The organism is Nocardiopsis sp. B62 (genome assembly GCF_018070675.1).
GTDB lineage: Bacteria > Actinomycetota > Actinomycetes > Streptosporangiales > Streptosporangiaceae > Nocardiopsis > Nocardiopsis prasina.
Map to the genome: position 1 here is coordinate 146,148 of NZ_JAGPXK010000013.1, position 20,587 is coordinate 166,734.

General features: G+C 71.2%; 21 protein-coding genes. 11 read left to right on the top strand and 10 right to left on the bottom strand.

Features of this window, described 5'->3' with window-relative positions; translation table 11 throughout:
• Nucleotides 1–30: 30 nt before the first annotated feature.
• From KBX21_RS16040 to KBX21_RS16065, 6 genes are all read left to right on the top strand, one after another.
• Nucleotides 31–942 (top strand): diiron oxygenase, encoded by a 912-nt coding sequence (locus KBX21_RS16040; RefSeq protein ID WP_210842379.1) that lies wholly within the window; start codon nt 31–33, stop codon nt 940–942.
• A 201-nt stretch (nt 943–1,143) separates the two neighbouring features.
• Nucleotides 1,144–1,998 carry an SDR family oxidoreductase gene (locus KBX21_RS16045; protein WP_210842380.1) on the top strand — a complete coding sequence of 285 codons (855 nt, stop codon included), beginning with the start codon at nt 1,144–1,146 and terminating at the stop codon, nt 1,996–1,998.
• An 11-nt stretch (nt 1,999–2,009) separates the two neighbouring features.
• On the top strand, nt 2,010–2,924 hold the full coding sequence (locus KBX21_RS16050; RefSeq protein WP_210842381.1) for a diiron oxygenase: 915 nt from the start codon (nt 2,010–2,012) through the stop codon (nt 2,922–2,924).
• A gap of 281 nt (nt 2,925–3,205) precedes the next feature.
• Nucleotides 3,206–4,732, top strand: a complete 1,527-nt coding sequence (locus KBX21_RS16055) for an NAD(P)/FAD-dependent oxidoreductase (RefSeq protein WP_049570392.1) — start codon at nt 3,206–3,208, stop codon at nt 4,730–4,732.
• A complete protein-coding gene (locus KBX21_RS16060; protein WP_210842382.1) occupies nt 4,729–5,076 on the top strand; it encodes a DUF4873 domain-containing protein in 348 nt (115 codons plus the stop codon). Before KBX21_RS16055 ends, KBX21_RS16060 begins: the two co-directional genes overlap by 4 nt.
• A gap of 50 nt (nt 5,077–5,126) precedes the next feature.
• Nucleotides 5,127–6,017 carry an alpha/beta fold hydrolase gene (locus KBX21_RS16065; RefSeq protein ID WP_210842383.1) on the top strand — a complete coding sequence of 297 codons (891 nt, stop codon included), beginning with the start codon at nt 5,127–5,129 and terminating at the stop codon, nt 6,015–6,017.
• Between the two features lie 55 nt (nt 6,018–6,072).
• Here KBX21_RS16065 and KBX21_RS16070 read toward each other — a convergent pair whose 3' ends face one another.
• The 8 genes from KBX21_RS16070 to KBX21_RS16105 all read right to left on the bottom strand — a co-directional run bounded on the left by KBX21_RS16070 (nt 6,073) and on the right by KBX21_RS16105 (nt 14,199).
• Entirely contained in the window at nt 6,073–6,258 is a 186-nt protein-coding gene (locus KBX21_RS16070) for a hypothetical protein (protein ID WP_210842384.1), read from the bottom strand.
• Between the two features lie 84 nt (nt 6,259–6,342).
• A complete protein-coding gene (locus KBX21_RS16075) occupies nt 6,343–7,701 on the bottom strand; it encodes a four-carbon acid sugar kinase family protein (RefSeq protein WP_210842385.1) in 1,359 nt (452 codons plus the stop codon).
• 69 nt (nt 7,702–7,770) lie between these two features.
• Nucleotides 7,771–8,877: a Gfo/Idh/MocA family oxidoreductase gene (locus tag KBX21_RS16080; protein WP_210842386.1), complete on the bottom strand. Its 1,107-nt coding sequence runs from the start codon at nt 8,875–8,877 to the stop codon at nt 7,771–7,773.
• 90 nt (nt 8,878–8,967) lie between these two features.
• A complete protein-coding gene (locus KBX21_RS16085) occupies nt 8,968–9,906 on the bottom strand; it encodes a fructosamine kinase family protein (protein ID WP_049570375.1) in 939 nt (312 codons plus the stop codon).
• Between the two features lie 4 nt (nt 9,907–9,910).
• Entirely contained in the window at nt 9,911–10,438 is a 528-nt protein-coding gene (locus KBX21_RS16090; protein WP_049570372.1) for a low molecular weight protein-tyrosine-phosphatase, read from the bottom strand.
• Between the two features lie 81 nt (nt 10,439–10,519).
• Complete coding sequence (locus tag KBX21_RS16095; RefSeq protein ID WP_026129711.1) at nt 10,520–10,954, bottom strand: response regulator; 435 nt, start codon at nt 10,952–10,954, stop codon at nt 10,520–10,522.
• Nucleotides 10,955–10,978: 24 nt separating this feature from the next.
• Nucleotides 10,979–12,949, bottom strand: coding sequence for an ATP-binding protein (locus KBX21_RS16100; RefSeq protein WP_210842387.1), 1,971 nt, complete (start codon nt 12,947–12,949; stop codon nt 10,979–10,981).
• A complete protein-coding gene (locus tag KBX21_RS16105; protein WP_210842388.1) occupies nt 12,946–14,199 on the bottom strand; it encodes a PP2C family protein-serine/threonine phosphatase in 1,254 nt (417 codons plus the stop codon). Before KBX21_RS16105 ends, KBX21_RS16100 begins: the two co-directional genes overlap by 4 nt.
• Before the next feature lie 451 nt (nt 14,200–14,650).
• On the opposite strand from KBX21_RS16105, the gene KBX21_RS16110 reads away from it, so the two are divergent.
• The 3 genes from KBX21_RS16110 to KBX21_RS16120 all read left to right on the top strand — a co-directional run bounded on the left by KBX21_RS16110 (nt 14,651) and on the right by KBX21_RS16120 (nt 16,467).
• A complete protein-coding gene (locus tag KBX21_RS16110) occupies nt 14,651–15,322 on the top strand; it encodes a heme oxygenase (biliverdin-producing) (RefSeq protein ID WP_210842389.1) in 672 nt (223 codons plus the stop codon).
• Between the two features lie 71 nt (nt 15,323–15,393).
• The gene (locus KBX21_RS16115; RefSeq protein ID WP_210842390.1) at nt 15,394–16,050 is read left to right on the top strand and encodes a TetR/AcrR family transcriptional regulator; all 657 of its coding nucleotides are present in this window, start codon (nt 15,394–15,396) and stop codon (nt 16,048–16,050) included.
• Between the two features lie 162 nt (nt 16,051–16,212).
• Nucleotides 16,213–16,467, top strand: coding sequence for a hypothetical protein (locus tag KBX21_RS16120; RefSeq protein ID WP_049570364.1), 255 nt, complete (start codon nt 16,213–16,215; stop codon nt 16,465–16,467).
• 55 nt (nt 16,468–16,522) lie between these two features.
• On the opposite strand, the gene KBX21_RS16125 is transcribed toward KBX21_RS16120, so the two are convergent.
• Nucleotides 16,523–17,449, bottom strand: a complete 927-nt coding sequence (locus tag KBX21_RS16125) for a PolC-type DNA polymerase III (protein WP_049570360.1) — start codon at nt 17,447–17,449, stop codon at nt 16,523–16,525.
• Between the two features lie 200 nt (nt 17,450–17,649).
• On the opposite strand from KBX21_RS16125, the gene KBX21_RS16130 reads away from it, so the two are divergent.
• Together KBX21_RS16130 and KBX21_RS16135 are read left to right on the top strand one after the other, a co-directional pair.
• Nucleotides 17,650–18,612, top strand: coding sequence for an asparaginase (locus tag KBX21_RS16130; protein WP_049570358.1), 963 nt, complete (start codon nt 17,650–17,652; stop codon nt 18,610–18,612).
• A gap of 133 nt (nt 18,613–18,745) precedes the next feature.
• A complete protein-coding gene (locus tag KBX21_RS16135) occupies nt 18,746–20,011 on the top strand; it encodes an NAD(P)/FAD-dependent oxidoreductase (RefSeq protein WP_210842391.1) in 1,266 nt (421 codons plus the stop codon).
• Here KBX21_RS16135 and KBX21_RS16140 read toward each other — a convergent pair.
• A complete protein-coding gene (locus tag KBX21_RS16140) occupies nt 19,995–20,186 on the bottom strand; it encodes a ferredoxin (protein WP_049570351.1) in 192 nt (63 codons plus the stop codon). The two genes, KBX21_RS16135 and KBX21_RS16140, sit on opposite strands and share 17 nt — an antisense overlap.
• Nucleotides 20,187–20,587: the final 401 nt, after the last annotated feature.

Sequence of the window (20,587 nt, forward strand, 5' to 3'; positions counted from 1 at the left end):
CCTCCGGCACGGAAACCCCTGGAGGGACCCATGTCCGTGGGAAACGCGCCGACACCGAAACTCACCGACCGCGAGGACATCGCCAAGCGCCTGCTGCGCGGCTCAGCCAAGGCCTCGTTCGACCCCCTGGTGGAGATCGACTGGGAGGCTCCCCTGGAGGACCTGTGGGGCATGCGCCCCGAGCGGGTCTCCCTCTACGGCACGCACCTGTGGGGCCGCCTCAGCGAGGACGAGCGCCGGAAGCTGTCCCGGCTGGAGATGGCCAGCACCATGGCCACGGGCATCTGGTTCGAGACGATCCTGATGCAGATGCTGGTCCGGCACGTCTACCACAACGACCCCACGACCCTCCACGTCCAGTACGCCTACACCGAGATCGCCGACGAGTGCCGCCACACGGTCATGTTCGCGAAGGCCATCGAGAGGTTGGGGTCCAGCGCGTACCGGCTGGACCCGGTCGCCCACTTGCTGGGCAACCTCTTCAAGGCGATCGCGCACGGGCCGCTGATCTTCGCCGGCGCCCTCTTCGTGGAGGAGATCCTCGACCAGCTCCAGCGGGAGATGATCGACGACGAGAGCATCGAGCCGGTCGTGCGCGCCACCTCCCGCATCCACGTGATCGAGGAGGCCCGCCACATCCGCTACGCCCGTGAGGAGTTCCGCCGGGACTGGTTGCGGCGCGGCGCCGTGGACCGGGCCTACTCGCGGCTCGTACTGGGCCTGGTCACCTACTACGCGACCACCCGGCTGATCCACGCGAGGGTCTACGAGAGCATCGGCCTCGACCCCCGCGAGGCGCAGCGGGCGGCCCGCCGCAACACCCGCTTCGTCGACAGCAAGACCGAGCTGTCGCGCAAGGTGGTCAGAACCCTCGACACGGTCGGGGCCATCTCCGGCCTGGGCCGGTACTTCTGGCGGAAGGCGGGGCTGCTCGGACGCTAGGGCGAACGCGGAACCGGGCGTCCTCCACCGGGGGGCCGTGCGCACGCGCGCACGGCCCCCGGCGTGTCCGCACGCCCCCTCCGAGCCCCTGCCACACCGCCGGAACACGGACCTTACTCGTGAGTAAATTTCCCGTGTCTACCCATTGCATTGTGACAATGCTCGTTGTAACGTTCCGGCAATGACTGTGGAGGAGATCACATGACGACCCCCTTGCCTCGCCACCTAGGTCGGCTGCCCGGCCAGAACGCCATCGTGACCGGTGCCTCCGGTGCGTTCGGCAGCGCCACGGTGGCGGTCCTGCGCCACCTCGGCGTCAACGTCGTCGGGATCGACCGCAAGCCCGCCCCCGGCGTCGTCGCCTGCGACATCACCGACGACGAACAGGTGCGCGCGGGGGTCGCCCAGGCGATCGACCAGCTCGGCGGGAGCCTGGACCTGCTCATCCACTACGCCGGGGTCGGCCCCTCCGTGGACATCGGCCACCTGCCCGACACCCATGCCCACCAGGCGCTGGAGGTCAACCTCCTCGGCACCTGGCGGGTGACCGCCGCCGCGATGCCCGCCCTGCTCCGCAGCCGTGGCCGCGTGATCGTCACCGCCTCGCTCCTGGCCAACCTCCAACTGCCGCTCGCCGGGGCCTACACGGTCTCCAAGCGCGCGGTGACCGCCTACGCGGACAGCCTGCGCGCCGAGTACGGCACGCATGTCGGGGTGACCACGGTCTACCCCGGCTACGTGGACACCCCCATCCACGAGAGCTCCCGCGCCACCGGCGCCTCCCTCGACGGCCTGGTGCCCGCCGAGACCGAGCGCGACACGGTGATGACGGTGGTCCGCGCCGCCGGTGCCCGACGCGCTCCCCGCGACGTCGCCTGCACGGCCTTCGGGACGGCCGCCCTGCACCTGACCAAGCACTTCCCCGGAACCACCGAACAGATCGTGTCGCTCCAGCTCGGCCTGCTCCTCAGCGACGGCGCCTTCTCGGACGCGGAGATCGCCCGGGGGCTCCATTCGCGCCACGGTTCCCCGCACGCCCTGACCAGCGCCTCCTGAGGAGGAACGAGATGACCGCCGAAGTCGTCGCCAAGCCGAAGACCACCGACCGCGAGGACATCGCCAAGCGCCTCCTGCGCGGCTCCGCCAAGGCCTCCTTCGACCCCCTGGTCGAGATCGACTGGGACGCCCCCGTGGACCCCGAGATGTGGGCGATCCGCCCCGAGCGCATCTCCCTCTACGGCACCCACCTGTGGGACCAGCTCAGCGACGAGAAGCGCAAGGAGCTCTCCCGGCTGGAGGTCGCCAGCGTCGCCACCATCGGCATCTGGTTCGAGACGATCCTCATGCAGATGCTGGTCCGGCACGCCTACCACAACGACCCCACGAGCCTCCACGTCCAGTACGCCTACACCGAGATCGCCGACGAGTGCCGCCACACGGTCATGTTCGCGAAGATGGTGCAAAAGCTCGGCTGGGAGGCGCACCGGCTCGACCCGGTCACCTTCCACCTCGGCCGCGTGTTCAAGGCGATCGCGCACGGACCGTTGATCTTCGCGGGCGCGCTCTTCGTGGAGGAGGTCCTGGACCAGCTCCAGCGCGAGGCGGTCCCGGACGCGCAGATCCTCCCCCTGGTGCGTTCCGTGGCCCGCATCCACGTCACCGAGGAGGCGCGCCACATGCGGTACGCCCGCGAGGAGTTCCAGCGTGACTGGCCCGAGCGCGGCGCCCTGAACAAGGCCTACAGCCGGATCGTGCTGGGCCTGGTCACGTACTACTCCGCGACCCGTCTCATCAACCCGAAGGTCTACGAGCAGGTCGGACTGGACCCGAAGGAGGCCTCCCGGGTCGCGAAGGGCAACCCGCACTGGGTGGAGACCAAGACGTGGGCCGCCCGCAAGGTGGTCAACACGCTGGACACCGCGGGTGCGATCACGGGCCTGGGCCGGTACTTCTGGAAGAGGGCCGGGCTGCTCGGACGGTAGTACCGTCCCGACCAGTCCCACCCGCGACCACCGTGGCCCCCGTGCCACGGCTCCCACGAGAGGACCGCCTCTCCCCGAACACCGTCGTCGGAAGGCGCAACGCGCCACGTCTTCCGGCGGCGGCCCGGCGTCGGGGGCTGAGAGCGAACGCGCCACGCGCTCAGCCCCCGACCCCCTCCCCCCGGGGAACGTAACGCGCCACGTTCTCCGGGGGCCCATACTTACCGGTCGGTACACCAGCGTCCAGGGCCGCACCGAGCCCGTACGAAGGGAACAGCATCGTGACCGAAGCAGTGCCGCACTACCGGGTCGCCATCATCGGCTCCGGGTTCGCCGGGATCGGCATGGCTGTGCGCCTCACGCAGGCCGGACTCCGGGACTTCGTCATCCTCGAACGGGCCGACGGGATCGGCGGGACCTGGCGCGACAACTCCTACCCGGGAGCCGCCTGCGACGTCCCCTCGCACCTGTACTCCTTCTCCTTCGCGCTCAACCCGGACTGGAGCCGCACCTTCTCCCCTCAGCCGGAGATCTGGGAGTACATGAAGCGGGTCGCCGGTGAACACGGCGTGGACCGGCACGTGCGCCACGACAGCGACGTCCGGGCCGCCCGTTGGGAGCCCGAGGAGAACCGCTGGCGGATCGAGACCTCCAGCGGCACCGTCACCGCGCAGTTCCTGGTCAGCGGCGCGGGACCGCTCGCCGACCCCACCTACCCGGACATCAAGGGCCTCGACTCCTTCGAGGGCAGGCTCTTCCACTCCGCCGAGTGGGACCACGACCACGACCTCACCGGACGCAAGGTGGCGGTGATCGGAACCGGTGCGTCCGCGATCCAGTTCGTGCCGAGGATCCAGCCGCTCGTGGGGAAGCTGTCGCTGTTCCAGCGCACCGCCCCGTGGGTGATGTTCCGCCACGACCGGGACATCACCCGGGCCGAGAGCTGGCTCTACCGGAACGTCCCCGGCGCCCAGCAGATCGCCCGCAAGGGCATCTACTGGGGTCGCGAGACCTACATCCTCGGGTTCGCGAAGAACCCCAGGCTGCTCGGGGTGGTGGAGCGGCTCGGCCGGGCCAACATCAACCGCAGCGTGAGGGACCCCGAGCTGCGGCGCAAGCTCACCCCGACCTTCCGCGCCGGGTGCAAGCGCATCCTGATGTCCAACGACTACTACCCCGCGCTGGCGCGGCCCAACGTGGACGTGGTCACCGACGGCATCGTCGAGGTCCGGGCGAACTCCGTGGTCACCCGGGACTCCTCCGGCCGGGAGACCGAGCACGAGGTGGACACGATCATCCTCGGCACCGGCTTCCAGGTCACCGACCCACCCATCGCGCACCGGTTGTACGACTCCTCGGGGCGGTCCCTCGCCGAGCGCTGGGGCTCCGACGTCCAGGCCTTCCGGGGAACCACCGTCAACGGCTTCCCCAACGCGTTCGTGCTGGCCGGGCCCAACACCGGCCTGGGGCACACCTCTCAGGTGTTCATGATCGAGGCGCAGATCCGCTACACCATGCAGGCACTCAAGTTCGCCTGCAGGAACCGGGTCGACCGCCTGGAGCCCCGACCCGAGGCCCAGCGCGCCTACAACGAGATGGTCCACAGGTCCATGCGGGGAACCGTGTGGGTGACCGGCGGCTGCGACAGCTGGTACCTGAACGCGCAGGGCCGCAACACGACGCTGTGGCCCACCTTCACCTGGAACTTCGCGCTGCGCACCCGCTGGTTCGACCCGCACAACTACGACCTGCGCCGCGCCCCCGGCGGACGGCGCCCGAGCCGGGTCCCGGAAGGAGCGGCCACATGAGCGGATTCGACGACGAGGAAGAGGAGTACCAGGGCACGGTGACGGTCCAGTTGCTCCAGGAGGCCTCCAACGACTCGGACGCGGAGAGCTTCGAGGTCCGCGCGCACTTCGCCGGGCACTTCTCCCCGCTGACCGGCGACTACCGGTGGAAGGGACGCCTCTCCCCGGAGCCCGGCCTCACCAGGGCCTACGAGCAGGGTGCGCGTACAGTCGTCGTGCGCACCCCCGACGGACACGAGGGTGTCGGCAGGCTGGACACCCCCAACCTGTGGGGCGGGCACCCCGTGAACGGCTCGGGCACGCCGCCCTTCGCCGTCCCCCGTATCGACCTCGACGACGGCTGAGGCCCCGCGCCCACCCGACCTGACTTCCCCCGAGTGAGAGGCAGACCCCCATGGCGACACGACACGTGGGACAGGCACAGGAACTCCGGGTGCGCTCCGCGGACGGCACCCGGCTGCACGTGGAGGTGCGCGGTCCCGCGGACGGGCCGACCGTGGTGTTCTCCCACTGCTGGTCGACGTCCCTGGCCTCCTGGGGTCCCGTGGTGCGGGACCTCGACCCCGACCTCCGCGTGGTCCTGTACGACCAGCGCGGGCACGGCCGCAGCCAGACCCCCCTCACCCGGGCGGGATACGGGCCGGAGAAACTGGCCGACGACCTGTGCGCGGTCCTGGAGGCCACCGTTCCCTCCGGTCGGAAAGCTGTGGTCGCGGGGCACAGCATGGGCGGGATGACCGTCATGGCCTCCGGGCCGCGTGCGACCTTCAAGGAGAAGGTGGGGGCGGTGCTCCTCACCAACACCGGGTGCACGGAGCTGGCTGATCGGGCCACCGCGATCCCGCTGCCGGGGGCGCTCGGGCGACTCGGGTCGAGGGCCTTCCTGACCGCACCGCTCCCCCTCGGACCGGCCAACGCCGGGAGCGCCAGCGTGCTGCGGTTCCTGGTCATGGGGAAGAGGAGCAGCCCGGCCGCCAAACGGCTCTGCGCCCGGCTCGTCCACGGGTGCGCCAGTGTTCCCCGCAGTGAGTGGGGCCGCGTCATCACCCAGCTGCACCTGGACGATTCCGTGCGGGAGATCGCGGTGCCCACCATCGTGGTGGGCGGTGAGGAGGACAAGCTGACTCCCCCGTGGCACGCGCGGCACGTCGGCGGTCTGGTCCAGAACCCGGTGGAGGTCCGCATCATCCCGGGGCTCGGCCACATGGGTCCGCTGGAGGCCCCCGACACCCTGGCTGACCTGATCGGGAAACTGGTCGCCAGCCACATCGACACGGAGTCCTAGGGCGACCCCACATACCGGGGCGCGGTGCAGAGGTGGCACCGCGCCCCTTCTCTGTTCACCGGTCGCGGGCTCCGACCGGTGGAGCTTCGTCGACGGAGTGTTCCCGGGCCGGGGTGGAGCCGTCGGCGACCAGGGAGAGAGGGGGTGGGGCCGTCGCCTCGTACTCGGGGAACACCTCGTCCAGCTGTGACGCACCGCCCAGCCGCGACCAGCCCCGACCAGCCCCGCGTGCGGGGAGCACTCTCGTTGACCTACGCTTCCATTCCGGCAGGTCAGTCGCAGTTCGCACGCCCCTCGGAGCCGGACCAGAGCGACACGAACATCCTCAGTGCTCGCGGCCACCGGTGGGAATCACGTGCTCCGACACCTCGGAGTGCACCTGGTGGAGACGCGCCTGGACCGACCGGCGCAGTTTGGCCAGGCACTCGACCAGCGTGATGTCGTCCCCCACCAGGCCACCCTTGGCCACCACGGGGGTTCCGTCGAGCGGGCCTCCGCTGAGGTGGCCGTGGACTGCCAGCGGGACGATCTCCCCGCCCACGTCGAAGGCGTGCACGTCGAGTTCGTCCAGCAGGCTGGCGGTCAGATCGCCACCGGTCAGGTAGAGGCCGCTGGGCAGTGCCTGGGGCCCGACCGTGTCGGCGAGCTCGTTGACGACGTCGGCCACCAGGCGGGCGACGCGTCCGGGCAGCTCGGCCCGAGCGTACGCGGGCAGTTCGCGAACGCCCTCGGCGGTGGTGACCACCCTCAGCACGCAGAGTTCGGGAAAGCCGGAAGAGGACAGGTGGTCAGTGAGCTCGCTCGCCACCTGGTCGGCGTGGTCGCTGTCGGGATCACTGAGCGCCACGGCGTCCAGGTCCACGAACCGGACCGCGCCGGTGCGGGCGACCGTGGCGAGCTGGCGGCGGGTGAGGTCGGTGGTGCTCCCCGCCACGGCGAGGAGGGGTCCCCGCGAACCGGCCTGGCCGCGCAGGCGCAGGGCGTAGGCGAGCAGGGCCCCGGTGGGACCGGGGTCCACCGCCACCCAGACGATCCCCTCGGCGTGGTGGGCGGCGGCCGCGGCCTCGGCGATGTCCGTGAGGTGCTGCTCGGTGCTGGCGTCGCAGAGCACGATCGGCTCGTCCCCGGCAAGGAGTTCGGCGGTGAGCATCTCCTTGGTGATCCGTCTCAGGGGCACGTGGCGCACGGCGAGGTCGCTCTGGGACCGGAGGATGTCCGAGACCACGCTGGTGGTCATCGGGCAGAGGGGGTCAAGGGCCAGCTCGCTGCGTTCCAGCGGCACCCCGTCGAGCAGTTGCACGCCGTCCTCGGTGATGCGGCCGGAACCGGGGAAGGCCGGGGCGAACAGCACCCGGACACGGGTTCCGGCGGGCAGGCGCTCGCGAACGGCCGCGTAGGTGGCCTCGATCTCCGCGCCGACGTTGCCGCGCAGCGTGGTGTCGGTGCGCTTGACCACCAGACCCACGGGCCACACGGCCTCGACGACGTCGGTGACGAGGTCCGCCGCCTGTTCGGCGGGGACATGTCTGCTGTCGAGGTTGGCGACCACCACGTCGTAGTCCCCGGCGACCCGGCTGACGTGCTCGGGGGTCACCGTGGCCACACGCATACCGGTGCGGGCGAACCGTGCGCCGGTGGCGTTGGCTCCGGTGAGGTCATCGGCGACCACGAGGACCTGGGCCACGGCGCTGCTCCTTCGATGTGGAAAACCCTGCACTCCAACATAGGGCCAAGGGGAGGGTTCGGGAGCCGGTCAGCTGGCTGGCAGGCGCACCACGGATCCGGTCCGGGCGGCGCGGCGGGCCGCCTCGATGACCTCCAGTCCGTGGATGACCTCGTGCAGGTCCACCGGCAGTGGCTCACCCTCGCCCACGGCGTCGCGGACCCCGGCGTAGAACTCCGGGTAGGCGCCGCGTGCGCTGGGCACCGGTTCGGTCCGGCCGTCCGCGCCGAGGAGGCCCCAGTCCTCTCGGGGCACCACGCCCCAGTCCGCGGTGTCCGGGCGCTCCCCCGCGGTCAGCCGGGCCTCCTGGCCGTCCAGGCCGTGGCTGGTGAAGGCGGCCTCGTCGCCGAGGACCCTGAACCGGGGGCCGGTCTGCGCGCTGAGGGCGCTCATCCACAGGTGGGAGCGGGTCCCCCGCTCGTGCCCCAGGGACAGGAACACGTCGTCGTCGGCGTTCACACCCGCGCGGCGGGCGTCGATCTCCGCGTAGACGGTGGCCACCGGACCGAACAGGTTGACCGCCTGGTCGATCAGGTGCGGGCCGAGGTCGTACAGCAGCCCCGCTCCCGCGTCCACGCCCCCAGTCTCGCGCCAGCTCCCCTTGGGTTCGGGCCGCCAGCGCTCGAACCGCGACTCGAAGCGGTGCACCCGTCCCAGACTGCCCTCCTCGATCAGCTGCCACAGGGTGAGGAAGTCCGCGTCCCAGCGACGGTTCTGGTAGACGGTGAGCACGTGGCCGAGCTTGTCGGCGAGGTCGGTGAGTTCCCGGGCCTGGTGCGCGGTCAGCGCGAAGGGCTTGTCCACGACCACGGCCAGCCCCGCCTCCAACGCGGCCCGCGCGAGCGGCGCGTGGGTGTCGTTGGGGGTACTGACGACCGCGACCTCGTAGCGCCCGGCGTCGGCCCACAGGTCGGCGGCGGTGGCGTACACGGAGACCCACGGATAGCGCTCCCGCGCGGCCCGGGCGCGATCGGCGGAGCCGGTGACCACGGCGGACAGGCGTAGTCCGGGTACGGCGTCGATGAGCGGCGCGTGGAAGACCTCACCGCCCTTGCCGTAGCCGACCAGGGCCACATGCAGCTCGGGTCCGTCGTGTCCGGAGGCGCCCTGATCAGGGCTGGTGGGTGCGTCAGCCATGCCCCCAATGTACGGCTCCGTCGGACCTGCCGGGCGGTCGGACCCGCCCCGCCGGGCGACGGTGACGGCCCTGGGCACCGCACACGGGCGTCAGGTGGAGCGGACGGCGGTCCGCGCGGCCTCAAGGGCGGTGGTCCGGTAGGCGGCGCCGAAGAGGCACACGTGCACGAGGAGCGGGTGCAGCTGGTGCAGGGCCACCCGGCCGCGCCACCCGGCCGAGAGCGGGGCGACCTCGTTGTACGCGTCGCGGACCCGGTCCAGGTGGGGCAGGCCGAACAGCGCAAGCATCGCCAGGTCGGCCTCACGGTGGCCGCCGTGCGCGGCCGGGTCGATGAGCACCGCGTCGCGGGTGCGCCACAGCACGTTGCCGCTCCACAGGTCCCCGTGGATGCGCGCGGGCGGTTCGGGTTCCCCCGCCAGCTCCTCGACGGAGTCGACCACGCGCTCGATCGCGCGGGCGTCGGTGGGCGTGAGCGCCCCCTGGTCCAGTGCCTGGCGCAGGTAGGGGCGTAGCCGCTGTTCGGCGTAGAAGCGCGGCCAGTGCCGGGCGGGCGTGTTGTCCAACGGCAGCGGACCGATGTAGCCGGGCCAGTCAGCGCCGAAGGCGTCCGCCCCGGTCAGGTGGGTCCCGGCGAGCTGTCTGCCGAGCCGTTCGGCGGCGGCGGGCGTGGGCTCGTCCTGCTCCACCAGGGGCAGGACGAGCAGGCGTTCGGCCCAGCCCAGTGGCTGGATCACCGGAGAGCCGAAGCACCGGCCGAGCCACTCCAGGCCGCGGGCCTCGGCTGCCAGGGCGCCGACCGGTTCGGGCCCGCGTGACTGGGACTTCACGAACAGCCGGGTGCCGTCGGCCAGTTCGACGTAGGACAGGGTCCAGTCGTGGCTGGTCCCGGCCTTGGCGGCGCGGCGGACCTCGGTGTCCAGCAGCGCCGCGACCCGGTCGGCGAGGGTGCCGGTCTGCGGGTCACGGCCCGGTCTTCCCGGCCCGTCGCCGGTGCCCCCGAAGGACCGCACGATCGGCTCCCTCTCCATGCGACTAGCCCCGCAACCGGGTGACGAGTTCCCCTGTGAGGCCCTTGGACGAGGCCTCGACCATGTTCAGCACGGCGGTGAACCCGTCGTCCCCGCCGTAGTAGGGGTCGGGGACCTCCGGGTTGGGGCCGCCGCCGGGCGCGAAGGAGCGGAACAGACGCAGTCGGGCCGGGTCGAAGCCCAGTTCGGCTCCGCGTTCGTCGACGAACCGGCGCAGGTCATCGAGGTTGTCCAGGTCCATGGCCAGGACGAGGTCCCGGGTGGCCAGGTCCTCGGGGTCGAACTGTCGGGCGGTGTGGTGGGTGAGGTACCCGTGCACCCGCAGGGTGGCCGAGGCGCGGGAGTCCATCCCGTCGCCGATGTGCCAGTCGCCCGTGCCGGAGCTGTCGACCCGCACGAGGTCGTTCATTCCGGCGCGTTCGAGGTCGGCGGTGAGCACCTTCTCGGCCATGGGCGATCGGCAGATGTTGCCCAGACACACGACGCTGACGCGGTAGGGACCAGTGGGGTCACGCGGTTCCGGCAGGCTCATGCCCCAACCGTAACGAAAAACCGCCACACCCACCCGATCCGGCGCGGTGAGTGCCGGTTCCGTCCCCGGTCCGTTCTCGGTTCAGCCCTTGGGGAGCCTCACCACGGTCACGAAGAAGTCGTCGATCTGCCGCACCACCCGGATGAACTGCTCGAAGTCCACCGGTTTGGGGACGTAGGCGTTGGCGTGCAGGCGGTAACTGCGCAGCACGTCCTCCTCCGCCTCCGAGGTCGTGAGCACGACGACGGGGATGTGCGCCAGGTCGTCGTCGTTCTTGACCTCCTCCAGGACCTCCCGGCCGTCCTTGCGCGGCAGATTGAGGTCGAGAAGGATCAGGTGGGGCCGGGGGGCGTCGGCGAACTCGCCCTCACGCCGCAGGAAGCGGAGCGCCTCGACACCGTCCGAGACCACGTGCAGGCGGTTGCCCAGCTTGTGTTCCTCGAAAGCCTCCTTGGTCATCAGGACGTCCCCGGGGTCGTCCTCGACCAGCAGCACCTCAATGGGATGCACCAACATGACCTCGCTCAAGCTTCCTGACCCCTATACGGGTCCCGCCCCGTGACCGGGTGGAACCGTACCGCCGGCGCCGCCGGGCAGGGGACGCGGTTCCCCCTCGGGTTCTTGGCCCGTGGGGGACTCGGTCTCCGGCTCGGTGCCGCCGAACTCTCGTGTGGCCGTCGGTGCCTCGTCCGTGGGGGCGGGCTCGGCGACCTCGGTGCCCTGTACTCCACTATCGACGTCGTCGGTCGGTTCGGTTCCCTCCACGGCAACCGACTCTTCCTTCTCCGCCTCGGTGTCTACGGGCAGGGTCCAGCATATGCGGGTTCCGGTCCGTCCGGAGTCCGTGTCGTCGGTGGTTTCGGCCCCTTCGGTGGTCTCGGCGCCGGTGTCGAGCCACATGCGGCCGCCGTGGAACTCCACGATCTTCTTGCACATGGCCAGGCCGATGCCGGTGCCGGTGTACTTCTCCCTGGTGTGCAGGCGCTGGAAGATGACGAAGATTCGCTCGGCGTACTGCGGTTCGATACCGATACCGTTGTCCGCACAGCAGAAGACCCACTCGTCGCCCTGGCGTTCGACGCTCAGGCGCACCTCGGGTGCGTCCTCGCCCCGGAACTTGACGGCGTTGCCCACCAGGTTGAAGAACACCTGGGTGAGCAGGGTGCGGTCACCCTGGACGGTGGGCAGGGGATCGCCGGAGATCTCCGCGCCCACCTCCTCCAGACGTGTCTCCAGACTGCTCAGGGCGTCGTCCAGGGCCACGTTGAGGTCGACCGGGGCGAAGTTCTTCGTCCGCCCGACCCGCGAGAAGGCCAGCAGGTCGTTGATGAGGGTCTGCATGCGCTTGGCGCCCTCGACCGCGAAGTCGATGTAGGAGTCGGCGCGCTCGTCCAGCTGACCGTGGTAGCGGCGCTGGAGCAGCTGGCAGAAGCTGGCCACCTTGCGCAGCGGTTCCTGGAGGTCGTGCGAGGCGACGTAGGCGAACTGCTCCAGCTCCAGGTTGGACCGCCGCAGCTCCTCGGTCTGCTGCTCGAGCAGGGTGGACTGTTCCTGGAGCTTGCGGCGCGCCGAGGCCACCTCGTCCAGGTCCTGCACGATGCGCTCGCGCATGGCGTCCACGTCCTGGCCGAGCTGGACGATCTCGGGCGGCCCGTGCAGGGAGATGCGGTGGGCGTAGTAGCCCTCGGAGACCTGGCGCATGTGCCCGGCCAGCTCTTCCAGGGGGCGCAGCACCCACTGCTGGAGCATGACCCACAGGAACACCGACAGGAACACCACGACCAGGCCGACGAGCACCAGCAGCGCCACGACCTGCTGGGTGGCCAGGGTCAGGCCGCTCTGGGCCTCCTGGATCTCGTTGGCGAGGTAGTTGGTGGTCGCGTCCGCGGCCCGGTTGAGCTCCAGGAAGAGCACGCGCCCGCGCTGGAGGTCCTCCTGGGTGGGGGTCTCGCCGCTGCGGACCTCCTCCAGGACGGGTTCGGCGAACTCCTCGCTCCAGACGTCACCGGCCTCGATGAGCTCGTTGACCTTGGGCGCTATGTCCGGATTCTCCTCGGCCAGGGTGGCCAGGGCGCTCCGGTGCTCGGCGAGCGACATGCGCTGCTCGACGAAGGGCTGGAGGAAGTCGCGGTCACCGGTGAGGATGTAGCCGCGCAGGGCGTGGTCCTGGCTGAGGTAGGCCGAGCGGGTCTGCTCGACGGTGCTCAGCCCGGGGGTCAGCGAGTCGACCTGGAGCACCAGGGAGTCCCTGGCCTGGAAGGCCGCGAGGGTGATGACCGAGACGGCCACCACAAGGACGACGGCGACCACCGTCAGGAGGCTGGTGACCCTGCGGCGCAGGCTCCAGGAGTGGCGGCTGGAGTGGACGCGCTCGCGCGGGGAGGCGTTCACGAAGGGGGCGCCGCCGACGGAGGTGCGGGACTCCTCCCCCCGTTCGGCTTCCTCGTCCTGGGCGTCCGTGGTCCGGGACTCGGTGTCCATGGCGTGGTGTTCCTCCCCGGTGGGGCTCACTCCGGCTCTCCGTGGTTGATGAGCAGCATCGCCACGTCGTCCTGGAGCGGGCCTCCGTTACTGCGTTCGGCCTCGTCCACCAGGTGTTCGGGCAGGTTGTACAGGGCCACGCCCTGGCTGAGGACCCCGTTCACCATCCGCCGCAGGCCCGCGACCTCCAGACGGGCGGGCGGCCCGCCGTCGTAGGCGTCGACCAGGCCGTCGGTGTAGAAGAGCATGCTGGAGCCCTTGGGCAGGACCACCTCGGTCGACTCGTCCTGGTCGACGGGGAAGACGCCCAGGGGAGGCTGCGGGGCCGCCTGGATCTCCTCGGCGACCCCGTCCGTGACGATCATGGGCGGCGGGTGTCCGAGGACGCGTACGCGGGCGCGGTCGCTGCCCGTGTCGAGGCTGATCATGCACAGCGTCGCGTACATCTCCTCTTGTGCGCGCTCGCTCACCAGGAGGTCCTCCAGGTTCGGCAGGACGCGCTCCTCGGCGACCCCGCTCATGACCAGGGTGCGCCAGGCGATGCGCAGGCTGACGCCGAGCGCCGCCTCGTCGGGGCCGTGGCCGCTGACGTCGCCGATGATGACGTGGGTGGTGCCGTCCTTCTCGACGGCGTCGTAGAAGTCGCCGCCGACCAGGGCGCGTTTACGGCCGGGCCGATAGTAGGCGCGGTGGCTCAGGGGTGAGGCGTCGAGCAGGACCTGGGGCAGCAGTCCGCGTTCCAGGCGCATGTTCTCGCGGGCGCGCATGCGGGCCTCGCGCAGCTGGCGGGCGTTCTCGTCGGCGCGGCGCCGCTCCAGGGAGTAGCGCAGGCTGCGGGCCAGCAGGGAGCCGTCCACCTGGCCCTTGACCAGGTAGTCCTGGGCGCCCGCGGCGACCGCGGCGATGCCCTCGTGTTCGTCGTCGAGGCCGGTGAAGACCACGACCGCAGCCGAGGGAGCGCCCTCGAGGACCTCGCGCAGGAGGCCGAGGCCGTGCCCGTCGGGGAGGTTGAGGTCCAGCAGCACGCAGCCGCGGAAGCCGTTGAGGTGTTCTCGGGCGGCCGCGAGCGTGGAGACCCAGGTGATCCTGGTGGCCAGTGCGGTGTCCGCGAGGAGTTCCTCGGCGAGGAAGGCGTCGCCGGGGTCGTCTTCGATCAGCAGGACGTCAACTGATTCGACAGCAGCCTCCACCCGGTCGTCCAGGACGGTGTCGTCACCCAGGGCGGCGCTGCCGTCTGTCGCAGCGCCGTCGGCGGCTCGGGCCGCGTCGTCGCCGATCACTGTCGCGTGATCGTGCCCTGTTCTCCTGGTATCCACTCATCGCCTCAAGGTCCACTGTGCCGTGGGGGTCAGTCACTCCGGGTTCCGAGGCGGACACCTCGGGTCCGACCGGTGGTTCGGACCGCACGACACCCAAACGATAAACGCCCCGGCGACCAGTTGACCAGCGGACGAGACGAGACACATCCAACGCCGGGAGGCGGAACCTCCCTCGTGCGCGCGTGTCGCAAGGGTCGAGCGGGGCGGGCGGCCCGGCGTGGCTCGGGGGTCGCGCAGGTGGTCAGCGCGTGCAGGTGCGTGTGTGAAGGCACGTGAAGACTGTGACACAGGACACTTCCAGTGGGCGTTGTGTCACATTTTTTCTGACAGAGTGTCGTATCGATCTTGACAACCCGAACCACCTAAATGACATCATGTCATAAAGATCCCGGAAAGAGAGGTGAAGGTGACGATGAGCGCCACGGTCGAGGCCCCCACGGCGGACCCCACCGCCGAACCGTTCTCCGCGAGGCTGAAGGCCGCCACCTGGAACGACCACGCGGCCGCCGAACACCACGGCTTCACCAAGGCCCTCACCGAGGGCGAACTCCCCCTCGACGGCTACACCGCGATGGTCGCCCAGCACTACTTCGCCTACGTCGCGCTCGAACGGGTCGGCCGCGAGCTGGTCGGCGACCCCGTGGCGGGCCGGTTCCACTACCCCGAACTGGAACGCGTCCCCGCACTGGAGACCGACCTCGCGCACCTGCTCGGCGCCGACTGGCGCGACCGCGTCGCCCCGACCCCGGCCACCCGCACCTACGTGGCCCGCATCGAGCAGATGGCCGACCACCCGGCGGGCTTCGTCGCGCACCACTACACCCGCTACCTGGGAGACGTCTCCGGCGGACAGTTCATCCGGCGGATCGCGGCCGGGGCGTACGGCCTCACCGACGACGCGGGCGTGGCCTTCTACGTCTTCGACTCCCTCGGCAGCCTGCCCAGGTTCCGCACCGGGTACCGCGAGCGCCTCGACTCCCTGGAACTCGACGAACGCACCGCCGACTTCCTCGTACGGGAGACCCGGCTGGCCTACCAGCTCAACACCGAGGTCCTCGCCGACCTCGGCAGGCGGTACGCCTGACCCGCGCCCGCGTCCCCCGGCCGCGCCTCGGGGAACGTTCGGCACTCCCCTGGCGTGCCACCATAGGAGTCATGCCCAAGATCACGGCTCCGACCATCGCCGCTCACCGTGCCCGCACACGGGAGCGCATCATGGACGCCGTCGAGGAGCTGACCAGGTCACAGGGGATCGACCGCATCTCCATGACCGACGTGGCCAACGCGGCGGGCATCACCCGCACCGCGTTGTACAACTACTTCCCGGACAAGCCCGCGCTGCTCCTGGCCTTCACCGAGCAGGTCAGCACCGCGTTCGTCGAACGCTACAAACGCGAGCTCCCCTCGGGGGTCTCGGCCGCCCGCCGCCTGTCAGCCTTCGTCCGCCTCCAGCTGGAAGGCATCGTCGCGCACCCGCACCCGCCCGCCGCCGAGCTGGGCGCCAGCCTGGGGCCCGACGCCTACCAGGCACTGGCCGCGCACGTGGCCCCCATGCAGCGCCTGCTCGCCGAGATCCTGGAGGAGGGCACCGCCGCGGGTGAGTTCGACCGCCTGCCCTCCGAACGCGTCGCGGGGCTGACGTTGTCCATGGTGGGCTCGCAGCGACTGCCACTGGTCAACGGTGAGGTCGACATCGACGGGACGCACGCTCTGGTGACCCGTTTCGTGCTCCGCGCCCTCGGCGTGAGGACCGAAACGGTGGACACGATCCTGCCCTCGACCACCCCGGAGAACACTCAGAGTTCCGAGTGAAACACCCTCGGTAATAAGGGTCCGGTTCTAATCGGATGCTGGCCGTTAGCGGCCAGCGCCCCACTGCATGAAGCGACGGAGGCGGGGAACGACCCGCACTGCCCGATCCCCACCCGGGCGTCCCCATCCGACCGCCGCCGAGTTCAGTTAGGCCCTCCTCTCGTGTCCCTCACACTGATCGCCTTCGGCGCCACCCTGGTGTCGATCGCCCTCTTCAACAAGGTGCCCCGCTTCGTGCCCGGACGCCTGCCCGATCCACGCTCCGCCGGTGGGGTCGCCACCGCCCAGCGGACCAGCGTGCCCCCGCGGGTGTGCCTGGTCTCCGCCCGGCTGACCGAACAGGGGCGCGCCCTGTTCACGGCGGTCGGCGGAAGCGCGCTGATCGTGGCGTTCTTCCTCAGCCTGTCCGGACTCTGACCGAACCGGCCGAACCCGGTCGGTTCGGCCTGCTCGGCCTGTTCGGCCGGCCGGTTCAGTTCGAGCGGCCCCCGGGGCCGCCGCGCCCACCGGCCATACGCACCAGCAGCCCGCCCGCGACGGTGGCCGCGATCCCTCCGGTCACCGCCGCGACCGCGGCGACCCGGCTCCTCAGCCGGGACCCGCGCCGCGCGGCGGACTCCGCGACCACGCGCTCCGTGGCGCGGAAGGCGCCTCCGCACAGCGCCGCGTCCAGCTCGGAGCCGCGCCAGCGCGCGTTCCAGGTGTTCAGGGGGTCCAGGCCACCGGGCAAGGGAGTGGTCCGGGGCTTCCAGCGCACCGGCTCCTCCAGGAGCGCGTCCTCGTCCGGGGACACGTCGACCCGGAGGAGGCGGGGCTCCGGGCCGGTGTAGCGCAGCTCGCCCGGAGCGTTCGCGATCATCTCCACGAGCAGCCGGGCGCACGCACGCGCGTCGCCGAGCGCCGTGTGCTGACCGGTGGGCCACTCCCCGCTCAGCAGGTGGGTGGCGCGCGGCAGCGAGTAGCGCGGCAGATCCAGCTGGGAGCGCAGGGCGCGCAGCGTGCACAGCCCCGAGAGGCCGCGCGGCAGCCCTGCGGGCACCAGTTCGGAGGAGAGGAAGCGCTCCTCGAAGTCCAGGTTGTGGCAGACCACCACGGCGCCGGAGAGCAGCTGGGCGATACGGGGCACGATCGACTCCGCGCGCGGGGCACCGATGACGTCCCCCTCGCCGATTCCGTGGAACTCCTGACCGCTGACGGGCGCCCGCGGGTCCACCAGGGTGCTGAACTCCTCCACGAGGGTGCCGTCCCCGCGCACCCGCACCACGGCGATCTCGACCAGCCGCGCGCCCTCGCGCGGGTCGAGCCCGGTCGTCTCGACGTCGAGTACCGCGTACTCCAGGTCCGCCGCTCGCATGCCGACCCTTCTCCGGGTCAGTGCGCCCGTCCGCAGCGTTCCCATCGTCTGTCCCTACTCCCTGTGGTCGATCAACGTCGGTTCACGACCCTACTGCCCGTGCCCGACACCGGCCGCCCCACGGCGTGGGGGTTCACGGACGGCACACCGGCGGACGGGAAGAAGGAGGGGGGTGTGTACGTTTTGACGCGTGCCCGGCGTCAACGGGCACTCACCGCACAGCCTCAACGGCGAGGAGAAGCCGCATGAACCAGTCACCGCTGCCCAGCTACGCCCCCCTGGCCGAGGTCGTCCGGTCCGGGATGCGCGAGGGCGTGCACTACGGAGCGGTGATCGGTCTGTCCGCCGAAGGTGAGATCGCCTACGCGCGCGGCCCCGTACACGACCCCATGTTCCCCCGCTCGTCCGCCAAGCCCTTCCAGGCGCTGGCCATGCTGCGCGCGGGCGCCGAACTGACCGGCCCCTCCCTCGCGATCGCGGCGGGCAGCCACGGCGGTGAGGAGTTCCACGCCGCCGAGGCCGAGCGGATCCTGACCTCCGTCGGGCTGACCACCGACGCCCTCCAGTGCCCGCCCGACTCCCCCGGCTCCCCCACCGCACGCCGGGCCTTCGTCGCCGCGGGGCGCGAGCCCGAGTCCCGGTACATGAACTGTTCCGGCAAGCACGCGGGCATGCTCGCCGCCTGTGTGGCCGGGGGTTGGAGCACCGACGACTACCTCGACCCGGAGCACCCCCTCCAGCTGCTGGTGCGCGAGGCCATCGAGGACATGTGCGGGGAGACCATCGCGCACACCGCCGTCGACGGCTGTGGCGCGCCCCAGCTGGCCGTGACCCTCGCCGGTCTGGCCCGGGGCGTCCAGGGGATGCGCCTGTCTCCGGAGGGCACACACGAGCACGACATCATCGAGGCGATGAGCGCGCACCCCGAGTACGTGTCGGGCCCCGAGCGCGTCGACACCGACCTCATGACCCGGATGCCCGGCCTGGTCTCCAAGATCGGCGCGGACGGCGTGCTCGTGCTCAACGCGCCCACCGGCGAGACCGTCGCGGTCAAGATCAGCGATGGTGACGCCCAGGAGCGTTCGCGCGTGGCCGTCGGGCTGACCGCCCTGCGTGCCCTGGGCGTGGACGTGAGCCCGGTGGGCGACCGCCTGACCACCCCCGTGAGCGGCGGCGGGGCGACCGTCGGCGAGGTGCGGGCCCTGTAGCCCCCGCTCCGCTGGCGCCTCCTCGGCCGGTGTTCGGAGCCCTTGGGACGGGGACGGGCAGGAGAGCGCCGGGCGGAGGGCGGGACGTGGGTGCGCGGGACCCGGGACAACGGGACGACTGAAGGAGAGATCGGTGTCGGACACCCTGAACGAGATCGTCATCGCCGGTGCGGGCATGGCTGGCCTGCACGCGGCCGAGGCCCTGCGTGAGCGGGGGTACGAGGGGCGCCTGACCCTGGTCGGGGAGGAGGCCCACCGGCCCTACTCCCGGCCTCCGCTGTCCAAGGAGGCCCTGACCGGTGTGGGTCTGGAGCCGACCGGCGGCGACCCGGGCTGGCTGGTCGGACACCGCGCGCTCCGACTGCGTGAGGACTCCGTCATCGACGGCCTGGACCTGGACTTTCGGCCCAGCACCCGGGTGGTCGGACTGGACGCCGCCGCACGGGAGGTGCGTGTGGAGGGGCCTGGCGAGCGGGATTCGCTGCGCTACGACGGGCTGATCGTGGCCACCGGGGCGCGGGCACGGCGCCCGGACACCGACCTGGCGGGCGTGCACGTCCTGCGCACCCTGGACGACGCCGAGGCGGTCCGGGCGGCCTTCGACTCCTCCGGGCACCTGGTGGTGGTCGGTGCCGGGTTCGTCGGCGCCGAGGTGGCCGCCAGCGCCCGAGCCGTGGGCATGGAGGTCACACTGATCGAGGCGGCGCCCACTCCGTTGACCCGGGTGGTCGACCCCCGGATCGGAGGGGTCCTCACCGACCTGCACAGGGAGAACGGCGTGGACGTGCGCCTCGGTGTGGGTGTGAGCGGGTTCGAGGGCGCGGGACGGGTGGAGCGGGTCCGATTGGCGGACGGCTCCGCCATCGACGCCTCCCTGGTGGTGGCCGGTGTCGGCGTGCACCTGAACACCGAGTGGCTGCGCGGTTCGGGGGTCGAGCTGTTCGACGACGGCTCGGTGGTGTGCGACGAGTACTCCGCGACCTCGGTGCCGAACGTGTACGCGGTCGGGGACCTGGCCAACTGGCCGCACCCGCGCTTCGGCGGTCGGATTCGGCTGGAGCACTGGACCAACGCGAGCGAGCAGGGCGAGGCGGCCGCCCGCAACCTGCTCGCCGGATCGGGGCGGACACCGTTCACCCCGGTGCCCTATTTCTGGTCGGACCAGTACCGGAAGAAGATTCAGCTCCTCGGGCAGGGCGCGCCCGCCGATCAGGTCAGCTTCGTGCACGGGTCACCGGAGGACCGAAAGTTCGTCGCGTTCCTGGGGCGTGGGGGGATGCTCACCGGTGTGCTGGGTCTGCGCTCCACCCCACGCACCATGCGCTACCGCGGCCTGCTGGAGAAGCCCACCACCTGGGACGAGGCGCTGGCCGCCGCGGGGGTCACCCCGTCACGGTGACGGCTCGTTTGGGGCACAGGCGCTCCGCCCTGAGGACGCTCTCGCGGAGTTCCTCGCCCGGCTCCTCGGTCAGGAGGTAGAGGAAGTCGTCATCCCTGACCTCGAACACCTCGGGGGCGGCGGCCATGCACAGGGCGTTGCTCTCGCACTGGTCGTAGTCGACCTCTACTCGCATGTCGTCCTTCTCTCCTGGGCCGTGGGCCCTTGGGGTCTGCGGGTGGCAACACCCTAGCCACACCCCGCCGCGTCGCCGGTGGCTTCTCCCGGGACCTCTTCCGGCCGGAGGAGAACCAGCCCAACGCGACCGCCGCCACACCCAACACCTGTTTGCGGAACGGCAACGGTGTGGGAGGTGGGTCATGGGTACGGACGACACGAGCACGGACGACCGGGACATCGACGAGGACCGGGGGCACCGCTCGGTCCACGGGCCGGACGCACCCGCCCTCCCTGCGCCCCGGCAACGATCGCCGCTCCCGGCCGCCCCGCTGTGGCTGTCCGGGCGGGACCGGCGAACGCACCGACTGCTCCGTCCCGTACCGCTACTGGGGCGTGGGGGGGCGCCCCCGCGGGCGG